Here is a 2,549-nt window from a genome sequence, read left to right as displayed (position 1 = left end):
CTCGTTGACAGGGTAATACTTTTTTCTCACTTACGGAGGCAATAATAGCACGTAAGAGAGATTTTGACAATAAAATGAATTAAAGAATAGGGAATAAGGAATAATAAATACTTACTTGCTAGCTACTAGCTACTAATTACTAATTGCTGATAGCTAATTGCTGAGGGTGGGTGGTTGAGGTTTTAGAGCTCTAGGGATCTTTTTGTAATTTTGTCCTGTACCTGGGATGCAAATTCGTTAATTTTAACTGTACCTTGATCCCCTTCGTCACGAAGGCGTAGGGAAACCTCATTACCGGAATCCTCTTCCCTACTCCCAACAATGAGCATATAGGGAATGTTTTGCAACTCAGCGTTGCGAATTTTCTTTTCTAGAGTATCGCTGTTTGTGTCTATTTCGATCCGGAATCTTCCAGTTGCGTTTTTGACTGCATTTCTAAGTTTTTGGGCAATATTTTGGGCGTACTGATTTTGTTTTTCAGAAACGGGAATTACTATTGCTTGTACTGGTGCCAACCAAACTGGGAAATTTCCAGCGCAATTTTCGATAAAAATACCTAGAAACCGTTCAATTGAACCGTAAAGAACACGATGAATCATTACTGGCCTTTTCTCTTTACCTTCTTTGGTAGTATATTTGAGGTCAAAATTTTCTGGTTGAGCAAAATCTAGTTGAATAGTTGAACATTGCCAAGTGCGCCCAATTTTGTCACGAAGGTGAAAATCAAACTTTGGTCCGTAGAAAGCCCCTTCCCCTTCGTTAATTTGAAAAGGAACTTCTTCCTCCTCCAAAACTTCGTGCATAATTTCTTCAGCTTGTTTCCAAACATGTTGAGACCCAATTGAATTTTCGGGTTGGGTGGAAAGTTCTAGGTGGTCGAGTTCTAGTCCAAATGTGTTATAAATCTCGAAGCAGAGGTCTATTACTCTTTTTAGCTCCTTTTTTATTTGGCTAGGAGTGCAATAAATGTGGGCATCGTCCTGGGTAAACTCACGGGGGCGGAGAATGCCGCATGTCTCACCCGAAGATTCGTAGCGATGAACAACTCCCAATTCTCCCATTCTAAGTGGAAAGTCCCGATAGGAGCGTGGTTTTGAGTTGTAAATAATCATTCCTCCGTCACAATTCATAGGTTTAATAGCCATGTTCCATTCTTCTGCATCAGGTGTAGTTACTTTGTACATTTTTTCTAAAAAGTTTTTGGTGTGATCGCTTTGGTCCCAGGTTTCGCGGGTGAGTATTTCAGGTGTACGTACTTCTACATAGCCCTCCCGCTCGTGAATTTCCCGCCAATAGCGCATCATTTCTTTAACAATAGTGTAGCCTTTAGGGTGCCAGAAAATATCAGCAGGTGCTGCAGGGTGAAAGGAAAACAGATTTAATTCCTTCCCAATTTTGCGGTGGTCATGTTCTTTTGCTTTTTCTAGCATTTTTAGATGTTGTTCAAGTTCTTCTTTAGTTGGGAAACTAAGACCGTAAATGCGGGTGAGCATTGGATTATTTTCATTTCCGCGCCAGTATGCTCCAGCAATTTTGTGAAGCTTGAAAGACCCAATTTTGGAACTGTCTTTTACATGTGGACCACGGCAAAGATCTACAAATTCTCCTGTTTTGTAAATTGAGATGGTCTCGGACTCTGCGGCTAAATCTTTAACTAGTTCTAATTTGTAGGGATTGTTCTTAAATAATTTTTTTGCTTCTTCAACTGAAATTTCCTCCCGTTCAAACGGGTAAGCTTTCTCTTTTATTTTTTCCATTTTTTGTTCAATAGGAGGTAATTCTTCATCGGAAATTGGTTTGGGAAACTCAATATCGTAGTAAAACCCATTTTCAATTGCGGGTCCAATACCTAATTTTGCTTGGGGGTAAAGTCTTTTTATTGCAGCAGCCATAACATGTGCTGCCGAGTGTCGCATTGTTTCAATTTCAAGTTGTTTGTCTCTATTCGTATTGTTCATTATTATATTATACTTAACTATATTACACTTATCTAGAAAAGTTAAAAATTATAGACAGGTTGTAATTTGTTATTTGCCGTTTGATTCGGAGGTGTTTGTAGATGTCCCTTTTTGATAGTGTAAAAAAATACCCCCCGGTTTCCCGGAGGGCCCCAAAAGGGGGGTTCCACCCTCTTTATCTGATCCTTCGGCGCCAGGCTGGCGGATAAGACCAAAACCTCTTAATTTTTCGCTGTTTCGCTGCGTTAGCGGCTAAACTTTCCAAAGTTGGTAAGGATTTGGTCAATCGTTTAGCAATTAAATTGTACCTTTATTGCCGGCTCTTTTCCGAAAATACTTGTTTTTAATTTAAACTGTCTCTCCCTTGCTGTCAAGCACATTTGATATCTAAGATACGTTCTTTTAACTAGGCGTCTCTACAACCCATTTTTTTGCACTATTTACTTGATTTATTTATTAACAAAAAATGGGGGTGGGTTCGTATAGGTGTAGGTTCGTAAATGTTGTAGGTTCGTAAATGTGTAGAAATGTGCACTGTGTAATATATAATATATAATATATTGTATACTGTATATTGTATATTGTATATTG

The 2,549-nt window shown here is 38.7% G+C and carries 1 protein-coding gene; it reads right to left on the bottom strand.

Annotation, left to right across the window (positions count from 1 at the left end; translation table 11 throughout):
* Nucleotides 1-182 precede the first annotated feature (182 nt).
* Nucleotides 183-1,958 (bottom strand): threonine--tRNA ligase, encoded by a 1,776-nt coding sequence (thrS, locus tag U9M98_03195; GenBank protein MEA2020691.1) that lies wholly within the window; start codon nt 1,956-1,958, stop codon nt 183-185.
* Nucleotides 1,959-2,549 lie beyond the last annotated feature (591 nt).

The organism is Patescibacteria group bacterium (assembly GCA_034659915.1).
Lineage (GTDB): Bacteria > Patescibacteriota > WWE3 > JAUXAW01 > JAYEID01 > JAYEID01.
Note: the sequence above shows the minus strand (reverse complement) of the source record. Positions and strands in the feature narration are given on the sequence as shown.

What these genes read in the sequence shown, in the direction of transcription:
- thrS (MEA2020691.1), bottom strand. Translation starts at nt 1,958, where the DNA reads ATGAACAATACGAATAGAGACAAACAACTTGAAATTGAAACAATGCGA.